8 protein-coding genes are annotated in these 20,981 nt (G+C 45.8%); 1 reads left to right on the top strand and 7 read right to left on the bottom strand.

The genetic code is table 11. The annotated features are described in order from the left end of the window. Positions 1–24: 24 nt before the first annotated feature. From L1286_RS15725 to L1286_RS15705, 5 genes are all read right to left on the bottom strand, one after another. Positions 25–1,599, bottom strand: a complete 1,575-nt coding sequence (locus L1286_RS15725) for a PfaD family polyunsaturated fatty acid/polyketide biosynthesis protein (protein ID WP_235408002.1) — start codon at positions 1,597–1,599, stop codon at positions 25–27. Further along, the gene (locus tag L1286_RS15720; protein ID WP_235408001.1) at positions 1,596–8,672 is read right to left on the bottom strand and encodes a beta-ketoacyl synthase N-terminal-like domain-containing protein; all 7,077 of its coding nucleotides are present in this window, start codon (positions 8,670–8,672) and stop codon (positions 1,596–1,598) included. Before L1286_RS15720 ends, L1286_RS15725 begins: the two co-directional genes overlap by 4 nt. Positions 8,673–8,682: 10 nt before the next feature. Beyond that, positions 8,683–15,822: a type I polyketide synthase gene (locus tag L1286_RS15715; RefSeq protein ID WP_235408000.1), complete on the bottom strand. Its 7,140-nt coding sequence runs from the start codon at positions 15,820–15,822 to the stop codon at positions 8,683–8,685. A gap of 123 nt (positions 15,823–15,945) precedes the next feature. Beyond that, positions 15,946–16,866, bottom strand: coding sequence for a thioesterase domain-containing protein (locus L1286_RS15710; RefSeq protein WP_235407999.1), 921 nt, complete (start codon positions 16,864–16,866; stop codon positions 15,946–15,948). 15 nt (positions 16,867–16,881) lie between these two features. Next, positions 16,882–17,142, bottom strand: coding sequence for an acyl carrier protein (locus L1286_RS15705; RefSeq protein ID WP_235407998.1), 261 nt, complete (start codon positions 17,140–17,142; stop codon positions 16,882–16,884). 330 nt (positions 17,143–17,472) lie between these two features. Here L1286_RS15705 and L1286_RS15700 point away from each other — a divergent pair, with 330 nt between their 5' ends. Further along, complete coding sequence (locus tag L1286_RS15700; RefSeq protein WP_235407997.1) at positions 17,473–18,660, top strand: hypothetical protein; 1,188 nt, start codon at positions 17,473–17,475, stop codon at positions 18,658–18,660. A gap of 22 nt (positions 18,661–18,682) precedes the next feature. Here L1286_RS15700 and L1286_RS15695 read toward each other — a convergent pair whose 3' ends face one another. Continuing rightward, positions 18,683–19,450 carry a HesA/MoeB/ThiF family protein gene (locus L1286_RS15695; RefSeq protein WP_235407996.1) on the bottom strand — a complete coding sequence of 256 codons (768 nt, stop codon included), beginning with the start codon at positions 19,448–19,450 and terminating at the stop codon, positions 18,683–18,685. Beyond that, complete coding sequence (thiE, locus tag L1286_RS15690; protein ID WP_235407995.1) at positions 19,447–20,967, bottom strand: thiamine phosphate synthase; 1,521 nt, start codon at positions 20,965–20,967, stop codon at positions 19,447–19,449. The genes L1286_RS15695 and thiE overlap by 4 nt, the downstream gene beginning before the upstream one ends. Positions 20,968–20,981 lie beyond the last annotated feature (14 nt).

Genomic DNA, 20,981 nt, shown 5'->3' with positions numbered 1-20,981 from the left:
ACACTCCATTTACAATTGTCATTATTATATAGACTTTACGTTAAAATAAGAAGGAGAGACTTCCAATCCATGTGCTTTGAGTATTGATAGGCGTTGTAGGTAAGCGCCCGACCACATCAATGTTTTGGCAACAACATCAACATGACGGTTCTCTATCGCTTCTAATTCAGTCCCAGCAACCCAATCATTGAATGCGCCTAACGCAGAGCCTGCCCATATTTGGTAGTCCATTTCTCGACCATTGAGGCCTTGGTTTGCCCAATAGGAAGATTGCCCCAAGTATGACCTAAAAATGAGCGCCATTTTTTGTTTTGGGTCAGCCAATGCTTTTTCTATTTGGCTTGCATCACGTTGCTCGAAATAAGACTTGGTCTTATCCCAAACTCCCTCTAACGTATCTTGGAAAATATCTTTCTCTATTTTCTGTTTCACATCCTGTGGAATATCTTCAATACAGGCATATTCTTTGTATAGGTTGTAGAGCTGTTTTGCGCGCATCGGGAACAGCGTGCCCTTTTTAACAACTTGCAGCTGGACACCCATCTCAAACATATCTGCCGCAGGCGCCATATCAACATCTGCAATTGAGACGTTTGCCAGCACTTTACGAACTTTGTCACTGGAGCCACTTTCAACACAACTTTGATTTACCGATCCTGTCACAATGTAGTCTGCCCCCATAGAAAATGCAGCTAGCACGGCGTCAGGTGTGCCGATACTCCCAGCTGCTCCGACACGAATTGGCGTCACATATTGATGTTGCTCATTTTGTTGACTAACCAAACGGCGAATCACAGGAAACAGCGTAGTCAATGCCCTGCGATCTGTATGCCCACCAGAATCAGCCTCTACTGTGATATCATCAGCAACGGCAATGTCCTTTGCCCAAATTGCTTGTTGTTTTGTGATCTGCCCCGACTCAACGAGCTTATTTAAAATATGCTCAGGTGCCGGCGATGCAAATTGTACCGCCACTTCGGGGCGAGATATTTTAGCAATCACCTTATTTTTGGCGCATACACGATCACCATCATGATAGAGACCAGCGACACGATACAACACGATGTTTTCATTCACACTCATAAAAGCTGAGGCCTCGACTACATGCACATCATACTTAAACAACAGCTCCACACAGCGTTTCTCAAGCATACTTTCCATGGGCGAATGAATGAGGTTAACGGCGTACGACTCATTTGTCAGTGCAGAGGAGATCTTGATAAGATCTTGTTCTATGATGCTTGGGTGTAAACCACCCGCCCCGTAGGAGCCAAGCAGTCCTGCCTTGGCAGCTTTAATGACCAAGTCAGCTGATGCAATACCATTGGCCATAGCCCCTGTCATATAGGCATACTTTAAATTATAAGCGCGCAAAAATTCGGCACTTCCGAGTAATGTGCCAGAAGTGGCTGGTAAGTCACATACGTGTTTGTACGGTGCCCCCAAACTCGAACCCGCACGTTCTAATGCTGTAATTTGACCTTGATACTCATATACAGACAACGCTTTGTCCAACGACAGCAAGGTCTCCTTCAAATACGATTGAGAGAATAAGCTTTGGTCGATTTCAATATGTGATTTTGCTGTTGATACACTCATGATTGTTTTTCCTTAATCTCAACTACAACGCTGTCTGAGTTATAAATTCTTAAATGGTCGTTAAATAGATTAGCTTGCGCAAATATTAGTATTCTGTCACTTTGATGTTCAATGCGCTCAATGTGTACTTCTACATTCATCACATCATCGGTGGGCAAAATTTGACCTCGATACATCCAGTTCATCGGGATGTCTGTGGCCACACTGAAACAGGGTTGGTTAAACGCTTCTTTGCCAATGCCTTCAACCACCGCGTATAAACGTACTGCTTGTACAAAAGCTTCAATGCCCAAAGAGCCCGGCATCACAGGATCATCGTGGAAATGATATTTAAAATACCAATCATCTGGTTGAATGAACTTCTTCACAAACACATAACCCGCTTTATGCACACCTTGCAGAGGGCAGTAGTACACTTCATCCATGACAGCCAAACGCCCTTTTGAAACAGCGAACATATCCTGGCTATCTATAGCGGGCTTTACGAGGGCGTTGTCCACTTTATATGGCAGGATATCTAGCGCTTGCTGTTCATACCAAAATTCCGTGGTATCACCATTGTCTAAGCCGACTTGCTTCGCCATCATTTGATGCGTAAAGAATCCAAATACGGATTCGCCTTGGTAGAAACTCTCCCCCTCTACACAAATATCAAAGCGTAAATTTTGTAGGATGGATTCAGGCATGACGGTGGTCGACAGCAAAGTAATATGATGGCGAATCGTTTTACCACGCAGGTCAATGTCTTTAAGGTAAGTTGTCGTGCCTTGTAAGTTACGAATATGATACGTTTTGTCTGGATGGTTAAGCGTTGGGCCCAACAAATAGCCCAAGCACAGCGCAGACTGCAGACTGGTTTCAAGCAATACCGTTAGCGGCATGCTTCCGTAGTTATCATCATAGTACCAGTCTGTGTTGGGCACATCATATTCCGCAATCATGGTAGAGCCATCGGCATATTCTTTACATTGCCCATTAAGCGCTACAACACGGTCTATAAACTTAAAGTCCAAGTTGGGGACTCTTGGGGCAACGCGGCCATCATACAGCTCAAAATCACGTCCCATGGCAACGCCTAAACTCCCCGTACCACAATGTGCCATATGAAACTCATTGAGTACCGCCGGCGTGCCATCACTACACACTCTACCACTAAAATAGGCAGGGTCATTTGCTCTAGGCGCTATCTGCGTGTTAGGGGATTCCGTGATCCTAAAGGACAGGTTTTCTACCAATACGGCTGGCTTGTCACCATCATAGATCACAGCATGAGCTTTGACATACGGACGAGGCACAAAGCCGGTTTCAAATATCTCGAGTTCATAACGCAACGATGGCACCGTGTTGTCTATTTGACCCCGTACTTTGATGTCCATAAGTTCGCCTGGAACAGGCTGGAATTCACATAGTTCAAAGCAATGATGCATACCTAAGGAAATTAAGTAAACTCGCAACATCTGGATGGCGCCTTCTGCGACCAAGGAGCCTGCCATGACTTGATCATCCACAAAATGACACTTGAAGAACCAAGCTTCCGGGTCCAAGTACTGAGTGCCAATCATCTTCACTGTGCCAGAAGGTTGTGGTTGCGCCATATGTGTAATCTCATCGATCATAATGAGCTTTTCATCTGGCAACCTGATTGACGTATTTCTCGGGTTCACTTTGTAAGTTTCACCAAAGACATCTTCAATTTTCCCTCGACTCAATGCAATTAAGTCATTGCGCGTCAAACTTGTTTTAGTGTGTTGTAAAAGGGGTTTTACAAACTGCGGCGCAGGTGTTTTGACGTTACTCAAAACCACACCCAAACTATTATCTAATTCCTGTTGATTGAAAAAGCCAGCACAGCCTCCTTCTAACTGCATTACAGGCTTATCATCTGCATACCCATCATATCGGAAGAAGAACAACAGCACGTCGCCTTGCCAAACGAAGTTTTCAATATAGATGTCGAATCGCAGCGTTTGCCCACCACGAGGTAAATTATCTAAGAACGTCATTTTGCCATCGAGTAATCGATAGCGACGTTCGCCTTTATTGAAAAAGTCAACGCCCAGGTAACTGATCAACAATAAATCACACTGCCCAGCTTCCACTGCAATGCCTGGGGGTACAACACCATCAATGAGATACCAGGCATCTTCTGGAATATCGTATTCAGTGGTCAGCATACATGGCTTAAGCTCATGACGCGTGGCCTCTAAACGCGTGACACGACTGACAAAGAAGTAAGGATCATCCGGTAATCGAACTCGCGTAGCATACTGGTCAATTTCGGCGTATTCAGGACCAAATGCATCCGCTATTTTCCCAGCGGCAAACGCCTTAAGCTCTTTGTAGCCCAGTATTTCAACCGGTTTTAATTGGTCGCCCTCAGATTGCGTTGCATCACCGTTAACCACCGCTTCGTTTATCGATTCTGGGGCTTTAGGCGCTATATGTTCCGCCTCAGCCTCAATGTCGGCCACTTCGTACAATGCGGGCGCTTTTTTAGGTTGCTCAGAGAGCACTTTCGCAACCGGCTCTGTGATTGTGTCCGTACCGGTCATGCGATCTATTTGCGTATGAACATAATCAAACACTTGCTCCGTGAGCGTGTTTTGGGCTTGCAAATAGCGGTGATGTAGTGCGGTTTTATGCGCTTGGCCTTTACTCAATAAACGATGGTTCGTGAGTAGTGATGCCGCTGGGGCCACTTCTTGCGGCCATTGAGTACGCGCAGCAGAGTCTGGCTTAACCCCTTCAGGTGCATTCGCCGCTGAGCTTGATTGAATACTGGACTGCATCACTGCACAATTTGCAAAACATTCACGCGTTGTTATGATCGCATTGTCTGTCAGTGCGACAGTCAGCGCAGGTTTGCTCGCTAGGTCATGATTCACTGATTTTCTATACATAGTTGAAACGTGAGTTACAGAGTGAGACGCCGATACCGCGGCATCATGTGAAGAAACAGGATGTGACACGGTCTGTGGCACCGTACGTTCACCCGTTGCAAAGGTCGCCTGAACCAGCGAATCTATACTAGGTGTGTTCGCTTGGATATCAGCAAGCATGTCTTGCCCACCCACCGGAATCGGCAGAGACAGTACTTTACTTGGTTCAGCGGGTATCAAGTGCGATACATCTATTGAGACACCTAAGGTAAACAGCTGAGCAAATAGACGATTCAAGCCGTCAATATCCGTTAAATTTCTAGCATCCACGCTTAGGACAGTATGTGGCTTGTCACCCAGCGTTTCAGCAACCCAGCGGCTACACGTGCCGCCAGGACCAACCTCAATAAATAATCTCGCCCCTTCTGCATATGCACGGTTAATGATGTTCGGAAAATCAACGGTTTTACACAACATATCAGCAATATTGTGTGTCAGCGTTTCTGCTGTAAAGTCAGTGAGTTCACCTTGTTGGCTGCCCGAAAATAAGCGTACTGACACGTCACCTCGGCTTTGATACCCACACATCTCTCTAAACAATGGCTCAGCACTTCGCATTGCTTCATTGTGTAACATGTGCCCATTCGGTGTCTTTATCACGCTAAGAGCATGTGTTTCTATCAATGCGGACAGTGCTTCAGGCTGGCCACCAATAACAACCTCTGAGGGACTGTTGATATGGGTAAGAAAAAGGGCGTCATGATCTTCACAGAGCTGGCGCACTTTCTGCGCGTCATCTAATACGACATAGTTGTGCCATACTGGCTCCGCAGAACCTTCAACATTAAAGTAAGCCCTAGCCGCTGTCGTCGGTCCAACTAACACATCCTCAAATAACGGGCTGGTTTTGAGTTCATAGAATGTCTCTCCCTCAATTTGCCATACATCATTGGCAAATAGCATGCAGCTTTCGCCAAGGGAATATCCAAAGGCGAAATCCGGCTTGACGTTAAACTGCGATTTAAACATCTGCGTGTGGAAAATAGCGAGACTGCCCCCACTGCACATCATTGCCGCAACATCGTCTTGCAATGCACGCTCTAACTCCATGTAGTCACGTCGGTTCAAAGGGTTGGATGCCTTTGGATACACCTCATCCATGGCCATCGCAAAATACGGGTCTTCCCATTGCTGTTCAAACCCTTTCAACAATTGTGGAAATAACCTAAAGAAGCCTCTTCCCATATCGACATAGGCGTTAAATGCGCCGGGATATACAAAAGCAACAGGCAGCGATTCACCATGCGTGATAATGTCAAAGCGACTCCCTATGGGCGTTTTCCACTGAGTACGTGATGTAAACTCAGGAGACTCAAAGTGCTGTAATAATCGACCAACCTCTTCCTGAAACTGTGCGACAGATTGCGCCACTATCGCCGCACGCATCGTACTATGTATGGTCGTATCGTATTGCAATAAGCACGTGCGGCGAAGCGCTATCAAATCTTTGTCTGAGTGCATAGCCTCCACCGCTTCTGCCAAGGTTTTTTTGAGCTGTTGCAGTGAATCACCGGCAAAGGGCACTGTCATAAATTCATTGGCCAAAATATGATTGTCAGTTGGCCAATCACCTTCTGTCAGCAACCAATTATGCTGTCTGGCTAAATCTGGGCACAAATGGACCAAAGCGGCTTTCTTCAATTTGCGCGTGTCACATACCCATGGGTAGCTTTGTTGTGCACAATGCCAATTCTCTTCGAATTGGCCAGACGCCAGCAAATCGCTCGCTGCGGTTGATTTGGGAATATATCTATGATGCAAACACAGCGCGGCTTTAATTAACCCTGCCAGCGCCGTCGACTGTGCACCAGAACCGGTCACAGACTGCACACTGCCAAGCGCAACCGATTGGGACCCACTTTGCGTGTGCTGCGCTAAGTCAGCCATATTAGCGTGACCTTGCGGCACTTCAATCAACCCAAGACTCATGGCTTCAGTATCTATTTGCTGCGTATTAGGTGGCGTCTCGATATGCGCGAAGACTCGAGCATCCCTAGCCTTCGCCAATTCGGATTGCTCTAAGAATATCGCTCCGGCCCCTTCGCCAGGTTGGAGGTTCTTTGTGTCCGACTGCGCTAACCAAAGTTCCTCAGGGTTACAGCCCATATCAACGGCGCCGATGAGCACCCCATCCACTTCTGAAGCAGCCATCAATAATTTAGCCACTTCCATGGCGTGATGAACACCATCATCTGTGCTCGATAGCGTGAACGCTGGTCCATTAAAATCCCAAGCTGATGAAATACGACTTGCCATTAAGTTGCCGATATAACTCAGCACCTCATCAGAGCCAATCTTAGGAAATATCGCTTCAGCACAGTGTTGAGACCATTGTGATAAACGCGCAGCATCGTATTGAACACCATTGGTTTGCAAGACATTTTCAATGTATGTCGGTAGCTCTACCTTAGCCCTGCGAATATGTGCAAATGAGTCTAGCTCCATCACAAAAATGACGGCAACATTGCGCAATTTGCCTTTTTCTACTTTTGCACTTTGGAGGGCTTCTTCAGCGACTTTCAACATCAAGAGCTGCTGTTGATTGAATTGCGCCAATGTTTTTGGCTGCACTTTGAAGCGCAGAGGCTCAAAATCAAATTCATCCACATAGCCACATGCTTGCGTGTCTAATGCAAACCCGCGCGCGCGCTGCTCAGACAACGGGCGTACGCCAGATTGTTCATTAAAAATAGCCTGCTCAAAACAACTTAAACTATCGAATGGACCAAAATGTGCCCCCATTCCCGTGATGGCAATAGGCCCACTTTCACGCTTTTGCTCTGTCGCTGGCGCGCCATGCGGTTGTGTATTGTCTGACAGCAACATATGGGCATTCGTGCCACCAAAACCAAATGCTGAAATCGCCGCATAACGATGCTCTGGTTCACTTTGCCATGGCGTGGATTGGGTCACAATTTGATGATCAAGCGCGACGTTAACATCAGCGCTGCGCGTATCAGACAATATCCGAGTTGGCGCGATCATTTCGTGCTGTAAACTCAAAATCACCTTCATCAAGCTAGAGATACCAGCAGCAGACAAAAGGTGCCCAGTGTTCCCTTTAACTGATCCTATTTTCAACGACTGCGCATTGAAATACGCAGCCAAAGAGTTCAGCTCCGTTTGATCACCTAATGGCGTACCTGTCGCATGGCATTCGATGTATTCTAGCTGAGACTTATCAATTCCCGCTTCTTTAAAAGCCCGTTCATAAGCCAGTATTTGCCCAGCTTCACTGGGCACCAGCATGTGCTTACCAGCACCATCGTTAGATAAGCCCACCCCCTCAATCACCGCCAAGATTTCATCTTCATGCAGTAAAGCATCTTCCAAACGCTTGAGTACAAAAATCCCAGCACCTTGCCCTATCTGAATCCCCTGAGAGCGTGATTCAAATGGCTGGCTGTATCCATCTTGTGGAAAAGCATGAAAATCAGAAAATGCCGAGTGTAAAACCCAAGGATCGCTAGCGCTCACGCCACCAGCCAACATTTGATCTACTTGTCCACTCAACAAATGATGAATACTGAGCTTGATTGCATACAGCGCCGACGAACATGCAGCATCTAGTCCATAGGCAGGCCCACCCAATCCCAGCAATTTGGCAATCAGCTGAGGAGGACTGCCACACACATGACGGTTTTCAGAGGCAATGTGGTCTCGCGCTGGGCATTTTAATGTCAGATCAAGCTCACTGCCCATAAACTGTGCAACCTGTTCGTGCCAAAATGGCACGTACAGGGCATTAGACTGCTTAGTTGGAAATGTGTAGTTACCTAATACAATGCCCGTTCTACTCAAATCCATGGTCTGTTTGGCTTTTCGTTCTAATACCTCAGCAGCACAGTGCAATGGCCACTTAAACACATCATCAAGTGCACCGACATCCACATCTGGATGAACATACTTATCACTCTCAAAAGTGAAATTTTCTACAAATCCGCCCGTCGCACAATACACTTTGTCAGATACAGGCGTATCACTCATAAATTGCGACTTTGGTAATCCAAAATCAGCATCACTCCCCTCTTTACGCGCATCGTGTTGCGCTTGGAGCAACTCCCAAAATGCCTCTGGAGAATGTGCACCCGGCAGGATGCACGACACAGCGACTATCGCTATTTTTCCACTCATCTTTACACCCCTAGTCTACTTGTGCCGGCTGAGCGCGGAACTTCTCAAGTAGTGCATTGTTCTTAATGAAGGTCCCATCAAGACTAAAGAGGACTTCTCCCGTCTCCGTTTGGCCCATTATCGATAACGTTGGTGTAAAGTCTGATGGTTTTACTAAGGCGGCTTTGATGATGATCCGCTCGGCAAACTTCGGACGTCGATACAGTGTGACTTGGCTCACCTCTGTCGGTAAGTTCACAACATCATCTAAGTGGTAAATCACATAAGCAGCGGCTTGAATCGCACCATCTAGATACAGTGGACATAACTTGCTGGTTGCGTGCTGTTCCAATACCATGTCGCTAATCAAGTCCGACTCACAGCTAAATTCAAGTGCTTGATCACCCGTCTGTTCAAATGCCTTCAATAATTGGAAACGAGACTCATGGAATAAGATCTTGTCATCGTAGATAGGCTGCATTGTGCGATTAATCTCGGCGTTGGAAGCGCGCTCAACCATTGGCATCAAGTCACCATCGATGAGTTTGACGCCGTTGCACACATAATGCACTTGATCATTCGCGGTGTTTTTTACCACCACATCCACCACGAGATTATCTTCTCGCCATTGCGCAGATTTATTCACCACAAACTCCAATTCAGGCTTGAATTTGTCGTCTGCCACAATCCCTTTTTTCACCTGATGTTGCTCACACGCAACCGCACTTAACCCTGGGAACAACCCCTCAATGATGTTGAATACCATACCTAGAGAGAATGTCGTTGGAAGCACAATGTGTCCATCAATACTGTGATCTGCCAAAAGGCGGTTACTCGCTATGGACTGTAAGTTACGTTTTACAGACCAAGTGCCGTGTTTAAACATAGACGCAATGTTATCTGAGCCCGCCAATCCTCGGTTTGGGCCAAAGAAAAACACCGGTGAAGTTGGTACCGTAAACACTTTGCTAAACACCTCGGCACCGTGTGATTCTTCGATTAAGGCCACACCGCGTTGCTCAAACATTTTTTTCAAATTCGCATCCACCATGCCAGAGTCCCATGCGCCCCATACGATTGATGTTGCGCTCGCATCTGCATTGTGTGCTTTTAGCTGTGCATTGAGTAATACCGCAAACCGGTTGAGAATTTCATTTGCCATAGCGTAATCAGACTGGCCTGGATTGCCATACAATCCCGCAACGGACGAAAACAAAACAACACGCTCAAGTGCCGACAAGTCGAGTACCGACAGTAAATTAACTAAGCCAAATATTTTCGGTGCGAAAACATGCTGTACGTCGGCTACAGTCTTGTCTTTCAACAGTTTGTCAGCCAATGCACCCGCACCATGTACAAGCGCAATCGGCGTCGATTTGTGGAGCCAACTTTGCGCATCTGCCCAGCGGGTCACTGACTCTAAATGATTGACATCAACACTGTGATAGTCGGCTTTTGAGCCCGTTTCTCTGATCGCTTCTAACGTTTCACGGATCTCTCTTGAATTGGTTACCTCACGGACCAGAGTACGGATCGCTTTCGGTGTCACCTTATCTTTGCCTGATTGCAAAAATGTCATCGCCCCTTCGTTGAGCGCGGCTTCGTTTAGCCCTTGTGCCCAATCCGGATCAGAGGGCAACAATGCTGAACGGCCGAGTAGATGATAGTGGCTCTGATTTGCCTTCGCTAGCGTCTTGATACAAGTGGCGGTTACCCCCCTCGCTCCGCCCGTCACAATGACATGCTCAGCTTGATTTGTATGCGTCGTGTCACCATGTACAGCTTCACTAAATGTCACAGTATGACGGCCAGCAGCGTTGTATGATATCTCTTTGTATTTATTAGAATAGTCATGCAGTTCAGCCACCACATATTCTGCTGCATAGGCAGAGTCTATCGCGCCGTCTACATCGATGGCTTTACAAAATATGAGGCTATTTTCATGGGCCAATGTTTTAACCAAGCCATTTACGCCTGCGCTGTATAGCCCTTGCTCAGGCTGTGATAATCCCAATTGGCCATCTTCATAACTCACGCAAACGAAGGCAACCCGTTCTGTCGCACTATTTACATCTCTTGATACCACATCTTTTGCAAATAACAGATGCTGAGACAACCAGTTAAATTGCTCGTCTGCGCTTGCTGGGCTTAGCATGGTGTGCGTACTGGGTAGCGTTTGTAATACATACGCGTTAAAGGTTTCAAAATGTGCCACAATTTCTTTGGGCGATTGTGCCCACTGCACATCAATCACATCGGCATCGATCTCGAGATCAGCGACTTCAGGGTAGCGCAGCAATGTCACTGAAAGCTCACGCGCTTGCAAAGCTTCAAATAGTTTTATCGTTCTGCCGCTCCCTTCAGACACCAATAAAACCTTACTTCCTTTTGAAAACACTTGGCTTTCATCAACAGGAGGGATGGCTGACAGTTGTACATCGTATTCACACACTTTTGCCTGGTTATTTACCTCAAACGTGTGCGTTTTGCCTTCACTCTGGTCGTGGCTGTCGTGTGCTTTTGTTCCTGACGAAGGGGTCGCGATTTGGCTGACAACATAATCGACAATATCTCTTAAACTCGCCAAAGCAGACAATTCATCTGCGGGTAAAGCTATGTCTTGTCCCAACGACTGTTGCATTGCACCAAAGATCTCAACCCGTTTGATTGAATCAATCCCCAAGTCCGCCTCAAGATCCATGTCGAGGTTAAGTACATCAGCTGGGTAACCGGTTTTATCCCCCACGATTTTTAGTAGGATTTGTTCAAATTCCACGACATCAAAAGCGGTGTGCGGTGCTGGGTGACTGTCTACTGTGGCAGCACTGCCTCCCCCACTGAGTGCCTTCTCAATATAAGCTTGAAGATCCCCAATGGTATCTAAACTATTGAGTTCAGTAGTATCCAACGCGGGTAAATTCTCGAATGCACTTTGCACTGCGCCCAAAATTTCTACACGCTTGATTGAATCAATGCCTAAGTCTGACTCAAAAGCCATAGTAGGGCTGATCACATCTTTGGGGTATCCCGTTTTTTCACTCACAATACTGAGGATCTCAGCAGATACCGCTTTAAGATCAATGGCTGTTGATACGCTCTCAGTGTTGTCCACAACGCTGTCTGCACGACCGTTATTTGCAAGCTTTTCAAAGTAAGATTTGATTTCTTGGAGTGTATCTAATGCGGTTAAATCCTCAGCATTAAAGGTCGGTAAGTCGCTATATTGCTCTTGGATTGCACCTAAGATCTCAACTCGTTTAATTGAATCTATACCTAATTCAGATTCCATATGCATATCTAAAGACAGTACGTCCAGCGGATAGCCTGTTTTTTCACTCACCACTTTCAGTAACAGCGGCTCAATATCAACCTGAGGTATTGCGGCCGTATCCGGTGTCGCAGAGGCTGTATCCATTGATGCGGCACTTGGTGACTGCAACGCAGACATAATGACTGCTTGTAAGTCGCCAATGGTATTTATTTGTGCCGACGCATGCGCTTGCAAATTCGTGAGCTCTGGCAACGCTTCTTGTACTGCACCTAAAATTTCCACACGCTTGATAGAGTCAATCCCAAGGTCTGACTCTAAGCTCATCTGCGCATCTAGGACACCGATCGGGTAACCCGTTTTATCTGCGATGATGGTCATAACTTGCGTTTCAACCACTTCTGCACTGACTTTTGGTGCTGTTTTAACAGGCGGTGTCGCATCTTCACGCGGATGTGTCGAGGCCGATACAATGGGCTCCACAGTCTGCTTGGCAGACACTTGCTGCTGCGGTTGTGCTTCAGGCGAGACTTCGGTGACGCTGTGCTGATTTGTTGGTAACGGTTGAGGTGCGACATGCGTTTCTCTACCCGAACTGAGCACATCTTTTACTGGCCTGTCTTGATGCACGGCACCATCCAAAAATACCCGATGTGCAAATGCCGTTTCATCTTGTCCTTTTTCGATTAAGTCAAAGGCTTTTTGAGTTAACTGGATCATCGCGTCAGCGACTGCAGGTTGCTCAGAAGTAGACGTGAGAACACGGCCAACCAACTCAGTGGTACTGCGTGCATTATCATCAATATATTTGAGATAGGTCTTGTGTAATTCGGTATTGTCACTCATGGCTTTTCCTAGTACTTCCAATGCTACTTGGTCAGCTTGTTGTGCCGACATGACTGGCTCTGGTGTGGTATGTGGTATGTTTTGCTCTACTAACACGCCCACAGTGTGCGTGGGTATGGCATCAACTGGTGCACTCGCTTTTGCCTCATCAGGTTTATTTGCTGTGTCGCTTTGGCTCTGTCCTGCTGAAGTATCCATAATAGAAGGCTGGGTCTGCTGTTGCCCAATCGCCGAATTTGCAATCTCCTCCAACCCCGCTTGATAGTCATTTAAACGCGTTGGATCTTGGTAATTCACGCCACTAAATGGCATGGTAAATCCACCTTTTGACTCCGCCGGTTTAAACGCCCTAATAGGTAAACCTGGCGTGGTCACTGCCACACCTGCAACGGCCAATTGAACCAAACTGGACAGCAGTGCAACGTCACTGGACTTACCTTTTCCACCATCCGTTTTGATATAAATGACATCATCATGTTGTGCCAAAATACGCTTGGCCATGGCGCTCAGTGTGCCTTTTGGCCCACATTCCACAAACACGCGTACGCCATCTTCATACATATTTTCAATGATCGAAAGGAACTGTACAGGCCTGCCGAGTTGACCCTTTAGACTTTGCTTTATATCACTTGCCTCAATGTGCGCATCACCCGCTTCATTCAAATAGACTGGGCAGCTGGCCTTGGCAAAGTTAACGTCCTCAATGTGAGAGGAAAATTTATCTATCGCATGTGCCACGTAAGGTGTGTGAAATGCATCCGATACATCAAGTTTTGTGATTTGCTGTTCACGTTGCTCACACAGTGTTGCGAACTTCGCCAAGGGCTCTGGGTGACCGCCGATGACCGTTTGCTGTTGCGTATTGATATTACAGATGTATACATCTGATAGCTGCTCTTCGCTGATTAGCTGTGCAACATCAGACTGTGACATCCCAATTGCGTACATATCCCCAGATTGCATGCCTTCTGGTTTTTCAGACATAGACAGACCACGCTTCACAGACAGAGATACAAATGCGTCATCGTCATACACATTCGCTGACCACAGTGCAGTTAGCTCCCCATAGCTGTGTCCTGCCACACAATCGGGTGTGAAGCCACAAGATTTGAGAAATGCAAATGCGCCAGCAGATACGCACCCAATCGCAGGTTGTGCATGCTGTGTTTGTTTCAAATTCGCCAGATCGGCCTGTTTAGCTTGCTCTGAAAACTTAGCGAACGGGTAGACCAAGTCCGTCAGGACCGTATTTGAGTGAGACCACAAAGTCTCATTTGCGAGTTCGAACAGAGTACGCGCTTGGGGCACATTCATGGTTTGATGTAAGCCCATATCAACATATTGACTCCCTTGGCCAGGGAACAAGGCCGCCACCTTAGTATTCTCAGTTACGGCTGAGTTTGGTGCGAAGTACAGGCCTTGGGGTAACTGCCACGCTGAATCTGCCGGCGTGGCATTTAATTGCTTAATCAATACATCGAGTTGCGCTTTAAATTCAGGCAGACTTTGGCACACAAACCCTGCTCTTGGCGCTTCTGCCGGTGCCGACATAAAAGGGATATCGCTCACCGAGTCAATGTCTTTAAGCTGCTCAGCAAGCGCGATCAATTGTTCATGTGACGCAGCACTTATGACACACGCATGGGGCATATTATTTAGGCGCTGCGCTGGCTGCGATGTCTCATATTGCTCCACCACGGCGTGAAAATTGGTACCGCCAAACCCAAATGAACTAACACCGGCTCTAAGCTTATCTTGCTCTGGGTGCTTGAACCATGGCCTCGTGGTGCAATTTAAATAAAAATTAGACTGCTCAATATCTAAATTGTCATGGGGAGCCGTGATATTGTTTGTCGGAGGAAGCACTTTGTGGTGTAGCGCCAAAGCAACCTTAATGAGAGACGCAGCCCCGGCTGCAGCTTTTGTGTGACCAATTTGCGACTTGACGCTTCCCAAAGCAATATGTTGTCCATTGCCTTCTGTAAATACTTCTTTTAATGCACTGAACTCGGTTGCATCTCCCACTGGCGTACCTGTGCCGTGTGCTTCAATTAAACTCACATCATTTGGTTCACATTGCGCATCTTCGTAAGCGCGTCTTAAACATAATGCCTGACCACTGGCGCGCGGCGCATAGATACTTTTAAAACGGCCATCACTTGCACTTCCTAACCCAGAAATCACCGCATAAATACGATCACCGTCTCTTTGCGCATCCGACAAACGCTTTAACGCAATCATACCCATCCCTTCACCGATCAAGGTACCATCACTGTGTTGATCAAAAGGCCGTATTTTATTTTCTTTCGAAAAAGCAGGGGTTTTTGAGAAGCACATGAAGGTCAAAATCGAGTTTTCTGAGTCACACCCTCCCGTCAGCATGAGATCTGCACGTCCCATTTGTAGTTCATCCATGGCCATTCTCAATGCACCCAAAGAGCTGGCGCATGCCGCATCTACAGTACAGTTGGTCGCACCTAAATTGAAACGATTCGCAATACGGCCTGCCACAACATTACCGAGTAAACCAGGAAACGAATTCTCCTCCCAAGGCGCATGTGCTGTGTTGGCGGTTTTAATCAGCTGATCAGCCTCTTCTTCTGACAGTCCTTTACTGGTGAGTACTTCGCGCCAAATTGGATAATCAAGTCGCTGCGCCAAAGAATGCTGCAATGAAGTGGCACCGGTGATCCCTAAAATCACGCCTGTGCGAGAGTGGTCAATATCATCCGCTAAATATCCAGCGTCATGAAAAGCGGCTTTTGCAACGTTTAAACTTAGCAGTTGCAAAACATCTGTGACCTCTAGGATATTGGGCGGGATACCAAATTCCACAGGATTAAAATCCGTTTCGGGGATGAACCCACCCCTTTTGCAGTATGTTCTATCTTCAGCCATAGGATCATCATCAAAATAGTCTTCAATGTTCCAATGGGTATCGGGAATATCTGTGATGCAGTCCTTACCGATCAATATATTATCCCAATATTCTTTGAGATTTGTTGCGCCGGGATAGAGACTAGACAAACCAATAATTGCAATCGGTTCTTTACTCATTACACTTTCCTTATCTGAGTTAATTTACAGCCAAAACAACAAAAATAGACAACAAGAAGCTAAAACCTCCTCACCATCAGTGCTCAGAAGCTTGATTTATTGTTTTGATTTTTGTTTGTGTTTTTACTTATTAAATAAGCGGCTTATCTTATTTAGTAGTCCATTTGTACGACGCAACCTCAGTTGACTAAATACCGAGATAGCCCCATATATCGTGGCCAGAGATGTTGTGTCTGTGAATAACGCATAATGATCCTTTTCTACATTCACGATATGAACATTTGAAGATAATTTTGACCAGCCAATGCAGTTAGGGTAGGCACTGATCTCTTGCAATCCTGAGTGACTTCGTATCACCAAAATATTAAGATCTGGCTGGGGTTTAGGGAAGAAGCGTGCTGACAACAGCATGTTACGCTTTAAGCCAAGTGCAAACGTCTCAAACAATTTGTTTACACCGTTAAGTGTGTCGAATTGCTTAAAAATACCTTGGGCTAATCCATGCTCAAACACCATAGCAACAAATTCATCTTGAGTGTACGACGAATAAGGGGTTTCTATGATTAATTCACATGCTTTCACGGCACTAATAAACTCAATAAACCACTTATATACAATGCTCGGTGCCACTTGCTCTGTGCAGTGTTGATTTTGTTTTAACGGTGCGATTGAATCCAAGGCAACCAACTGGCAAGGGATAGTGAGACGATCGGCGAGCGCGTACCCAAGTACCCCCCCAAACGACCACCCGATAATAGTGACTTTTTGACACGTTTTGTTTAGATACTTCTGCAATTGCGAGTACACTTCATTGACAATGTCATCCATTGAATATTTTAATGTGTTCTCTTCATGGCTTGTCATTGTCAGCTGATATTGTGGCAGTAAACTTAGCTCGACAACCAATAACTGCGCATTGGGCGAATCAACCAATGCATTGTAATGCTTGGATGACACGCCCCCGGGGTGCAAACACACGATAGTTTCTTGCGCATGAGTCGACGTGTTCACCTCAAATACAGCGGAGAACTTTTCAGCTTTCATTTCTCTTCATCCCTACTAATGAGAAAGTAAGTCGTCGACGATATGGTTGGATAACTCGTGAATAGTTGGGAAATACCACATAGAGGTAGGCTGCATTTCAACATTTAGCCACTTTTCAAGCTCTCCTGCTAGCAATAAAGCCTCAACTGACGCCAAATTGAAATCAGAAAACTGCATATTGACATCAATTTGTTCGGCAGGCACTTCTAAACGCATGGCAAACTTATCTACTAACCAAGTTTGGACAGACTGCTGATCGATTCCTGAATCAGTCATTTCAAAATACTCCTTTTATAAATATAATTATTTACCCATCGAAACCAAAAAGAAACGACAAGGAAACAATAATAAACATTTAATCACACTTATATTTACAACAAATGAATAAATACATTTTAATTAATCTAGATCAATGCTTTTTTAATACTTCACCTTTGGGCTCGCTCAATTAACACCCTAAAGTTGCGCGATATTAAAGCAAACACTTTATAAAATTGAAAGTGAATGTTACCATTTTTAACATAATTTTAATTTTAAATTATTTAGTTAATTAGTCTTATTCACATAGTATTATTTACGAAGCACATACAAGGAATGAAGAAGTACATGCGTAATACTCGTTTTTTTTGGTTTACTCCCTGCAAAGCCATTTTATTATTTTCACCCGCCAGTATTGCTAGCGCTTTTGAATGGGAGTTTGAGGGACAAGCTAGTATTGAAAATAGACAGTTTGTTCATACCATCGCTGAGGTTTCTGATAGTAACCCATCGGTCACCTCTTCACTTAAATGGCAAGGATTTAACCCAGATAGCTTTGATCAAATAAATATCGATATATTTTCCAGAAAGGATTTTACCGACTCGGCACGTACAAAACTGGATATACGAGAAGCCATGTACATCCATATCGCGGATCAATATGAGGTGCATGTTGGCATTGGAAAAGTCTTTTGGGGTGTCACTGAATCACGTCATTTAGTCGATACGATTAATCAAACAGACTTGATTGAAAATATCGATTTCGAGCAAAAGTTGGGGCAACCCATGATTTCAGTCAGCACTGACCAAGATTGGGGGACTCTTCAAGGCTGGGTACTGCCTTATTTTCGAGAACGTACCTTTGCGAGTGAGGAGGGCCGCTTAAGCTCCAAGTTAACCGTTTTAGATAAAGCGCGCTACGAATCTAGCGCAGAGCAAAAACACGTTGATGTTGCGCTCAGATATAGCCATGTATTCGACACCATCGATTTTGGCATCGCTTTGTTTGATGGCACACAAAGAGAGCCCTATTTATTACCTACGCCAGAAGGACTACAGCCATTTTATGCCCAAATGCAGCAAGTATCCGTTGATTTGCAAGCCACGCAAGGCGCATGGCTTTGGAAGCTAGAAGCATTGCATCGAAGTACACGAGAAGATTATTTTGCCAGTGTTGCTGGGTTTGAATACTCCATCACAGGTGTGTTTGGCACCAATTACAATGTAGGTTTAATCTCAGAGTATCAGTACGACTCAAGAAAGGAAAAAAGCACCAGCTTTTCGCAGCAAGATATTTTTATGGGTTTACGCTGGGTCTTTAACGACATTGATGGCACAGAAGTTATTTTAGGCACCAGTCAAGATGTGTCTGGGTTTGGCTCATCTTGGACAAAACTAGAAGCCTCATCTCGGATAAATAATCAACTCAAATGGAATTTGAACATGTGGTATTTTTCAGGTGATGATCTTCAAGACCCCATCACCTTACTCAATGAGGATGACTACGCTGAGTTTATTCTCACCTGGTACTTTTAATTCAAAACAGCACTGGTCAGCGTCAACGCTGACCACATACTGGGCAATGAGGGTCCGCCACTACACCATATTGCTGTGACGTCATAGCAAGACCATCATACTGACATAAAGTACTATCTGGCTGATACCCTAAAAGTATTCGTAGCACACTTAACGCCTGCATGGAGCCAATCACCCCTAATAAAGGGCTCACCACGCCAGAATTTGCACAGTTTTGCGGTACTTCTTTATCCGTGGGCGGGAAAACACAGGCGTAGCAAGGTGAGCGATATTCTTTGCGCGCATCGCGAAAGTCCATACTCAGTAATTGTCCGGTAAACCCAATTGCCGCCCCCGAAACCAGTACCTTATTGTGATCAACCGCATACTGATTAACCAGATATCGCGTGGCAAAGTTATCACTGCAGTCAATGATGACATCCATGGTATCAAGTAAAGCGGCAATATTGCCCACCTCTAATTTTGCATTAATGGGGTTAAGCTCGATGGCATTATTTAAGCTAGCAAGTACCTTACTCGCAGCCTTGCTTTTGCTTTGCCCTAAATGGTTGACCTTAAATAAGATTTGCCTTTGCAAATTCGACAACTCTACTGAGTCATGATCGATAAAAGTGAGGTGCCCTACGCCACTCGCAGCTAAATACAACAGCACTGGGCTGCCCAATCCCCCGCACCCTATTACGGCAACACGCGCTTTTTTCAACTTGAGTTGCCCAGATTCACCTATTTGTTCTAGCATGACATGTCGGCTATACCGTATGTACTCATTTTTTTCTAACTGGCGAGTCATTTACCATCCATCACTTGCTGCAACTGTGTTATCGCGATAGCGGGATCGGATGCTTCGGTGATCGCACGGACAACAGCCACACTGCCCACCTTGGTTTGTACGACTTCTGGAGCGCGTAACAAATCGATCCCGCCAATAGCGACAGTTGGGTAATGTCCTTGCATCAGCGGAACAAAATGACGGAGCTTTTCAAGCCCTTGAATTTGCCCTGTCATATCTTTCGTCGTTGTGGGATAGATGGCACCAAATGCCAAATAACTAGGACGATAATTGTGAGCCCGCAGCATTTCGTAAAAACCGTGGGTCGATAAACCAAGTCGCAAGCCGGCTTTTTGGATTGCGCTCAAATCAGCGACATTCAAATCTTCTTGACCTAGGTGCACACCATACGCGCCATGCTTGATGGCAAGCTGCCAGTGATCGTTGATAAATACGCGGCCATCAAACTGTTTACCCAGTAACACAGCTTGGGCAATATCCTGCTCTAATGTCGGTGACTGCGGGTCTTTTACCCGAAGTTGTACGGTTTTAACACCGTTTTTTAGACACAACGCTACCCACTCAATTGTATCCACTACGGCATATAGTCCTAAGTCATCTTCAATTGATGCAAAACCAGCGGCATAGTTGTAATCATCTGGCACCATAAAGTCGAGTTCATCGCCCAACCAACTACCGGCCTCAATCACCTGTGGATAATCTTCAAGCTGATGGGGAAATACCGTATGCGCGACAGGGCCAATACCTTCACCAAAACGAACTGCAGCTTTGAGCCCTTGGTTGATGTAGGCTTTTCCTAAAATGAAGGCATCTTTAAGTGGGTACTCTTTAGACAAACATGCAGCAATGACAGAAGAGAGCGTGCAGCCAGTACCATGGGCATGCGGCGTGTTAATCGCTTCATTACCAAGCCAATATTCTTCATCGTCATGCCAGCAATAATCAATGCAATAGCCTTTCGGATAATCCCAATGCCCACCTTTTATGATAACGGCCTTCACGCCAAGTGAGCACAGTTTTTTTCCAGCTTCTCGCACCGCGTCTGGGCCAATGAGATAGATACCAGTAAGTATTTGCGTTTCATGGGTATTAGGCGTGATCACATCAACTAAAGGCAATAAATGCGTTTTTATCGCGTCAACCGTGTCTTCTTCTGTTAAAGCATCGCCGCTTGTCGCAATCGCAACAGGGTCATACACGACTCGCGGCGGCGTTTCCCACTGACTTTTGTAGCGCGCAATATGGGCTGCTACCAATTGAATTTGTTGTACATTAGCAAGCATCCCAATTTTTATCACGGATGCTTTCATGTCTGCTTCTAAGGCAAAAAGTTGAGACTCGATGATCTCAGTGGATACCGAATTAATAGCCTCCACACCTAAGCTATTTTGTGCAGTTAATGCGGTTATCGCCGTGCAAGCATGCACATCAAAGCTCTGCATCGCTTTGATATCAGCTTGAATACCCGCACCGCCACCTGAATCGGAACCGGCGATACTCCATACAACGTTAGACACATTGACTCCTAATT

The sequence above is a fragment of the Pseudoalteromonas sp. SMS1 genome, assembly GCF_021530565.1.
Taxonomy (GTDB): domain Bacteria; phylum Pseudomonadota; class Gammaproteobacteria; order Enterobacterales; family Alteromonadaceae; genus Pseudoalteromonas.
Note: the sequence above shows the minus strand (reverse complement) of the source record. Positions and strands in the feature narration are given on the sequence as shown.